1 protein-coding gene and 2 pseudogenes are annotated in these 877 nt (G+C 55.4%); 2 read left to right on the top strand and 1 reads right to left on the bottom strand.

Translation table 11 applies throughout. The annotated features are described in order from the left end of the window. Positions 1-106: pseudogene (locus tag OQZ28_RS17625) on the top strand (IS5/IS1182 family transposase); the annotation flags it as partial. A 77-nt stretch (positions 107-183) separates the two neighbouring features. Here the strand turns inward: OQZ28_RS17625 and OQZ28_RS17620 are convergent. Further along, positions 184-416 (bottom strand): annotated as a pseudogene (locus OQZ28_RS17620) (DNA methylase); the annotation flags it as partial. Positions 417-543: 127 nt separating this feature from the next. Here OQZ28_RS17620 and OQZ28_RS17615 point away from each other — a divergent pair. Next, positions 544-795 carry a type II toxin-antitoxin system MqsR family toxin gene (locus OQZ28_RS17615; protein WP_458136705.1) on the top strand — a complete coding sequence of 84 codons (252 nt, stop codon included), beginning with the start codon at positions 544-546 and terminating at the stop codon, positions 793-795. Positions 796-877 lie beyond the last annotated feature (82 nt).

Below are 877 nucleotides of genomic sequence, written 5' to 3'. Positions count from 1 at the left end.
GCTCGCCAAAGATTGGGAACAATCCATTGCGTCCTCAACCGCATGGACATTGATCGCCTCGATCCGCATGCTCACACGACGGACAGCAAGGCATTGTCAAGCTTGAAAAACTTTCGGATCGGGCTCTCAATCTCGTCCCGTTTGATGGTGCAGGTAGGCCAGCCGCCGGGATGCGGTAGCAGCGCGGACGAACCGGGCGGATGACGCATAGGATTTGCGGAAGATGATATGTCCAACGGGCCGGAAGCCCGCCGCCTTCCAGGCCCGCCATGAACAGGTCAACCCGGTTCCACGCATAGAACGAGAGGGCGAAGCCATGCGGCGTTGTCGTCATTGCGCACTGTCCGCCCGTCCCGGCCCTGATAGCGGAGCAAATAGGGCGGGTCGGTGAGGATGAAATCTACGCTTCCGCGCGGCCCTGCCCCTCTGTAGGCGGCGTTTGGGAGAAGAAAAACAAAGAGTTTTTCTTCCTCATGATAGACAGAGAAGCCTGCGGGAACCTTTACAGAATATAGACACCCCCATTATGGGGGGTTCTTGACAGTGGGCAAAAAAAAACCCCATTGTGGGGGTATGGAAAAGCTAAAGCCCCATTACGATCTCACCGACATCAAGAGCGCTTTCGCTGACCCGAGCCAATTGAACCGTACTTTCGTGGCAACTCAGGGCGCTCAACGGCTGGGGCTTGTTTCGCAGCAGATCGTCGATGTCATTCAAAGTCTGGCGCATTCGGATTTCGACAAGTCGACGCGGATTTCTTCTGTGGTTGCCGTCCGTTATGCAAGAGTTTTCTGACCCATATTGACGTGTGATCGTGTGCGGTCTTCTGTAAGGCCTGTTGATGTGGCCTTTCAGAAGCCACTGGCCAGTATGGTGA

The organism is Komagataeibacter sp. NFXK3, assembly GCF_054182245.1.
The sequence above is the reverse complement of the archived record's forward strand: the minus strand, read 5'-3'. Positions and strand labels throughout refer to the sequence as shown.